Origin of the sequence: Nocardioides oceani, assembly GCF_030412965.1 — a bacterium.
Taxonomy (GTDB): Bacteria; Actinomycetota; Actinomycetes; order Propionibacteriales; family Nocardioidaceae; genus Nocardioides; species Nocardioides oceani.
In genome coordinates, this window is record NZ_JAUHJQ010000120.1 from 1 (window position 1) to 286 (window position 286).

Sequence of the window (286 nt, forward strand, 5' to 3'; positions counted from 1 at the left end):
GCGGACATCCGGTCGACCCAGACCCCGGTGGGTGCCACCGCGTAGGGGGAGTGGTGCTGGGCCAGCTGGACGCGGCGGCCTGATTCGCGGGCGTCGGTGACGCGGTCGCGGCCGTTGTCGTGCAGGGCGACGTTGGCGGCGTGGTGGGTGTGCAGGTCGGGGTCGCCGGCGCGGGAGTCGCGGTGGGTGAACGCGGTGGCGATCAGGCCGCGGACGTCGACCTGGCGCACGCCGTTGGTGCCCTGGCGGGTGAACAGTGCCTTGGACTCGATGAAGTCCAGGGCGT

General features: G+C 73.1%; 1 protein-coding gene. It reads right to left on the reverse strand.

Annotation, left to right across the window (positions count from 1 at the left end; translation table 11 throughout):
- Positions 1 to 286, reverse strand: a 286-nt coding sequence (locus QWY28_RS23510; protein ID WP_300955331.1) for a relaxase domain-containing protein, incomplete at both ends; no start/stop codon positions are given.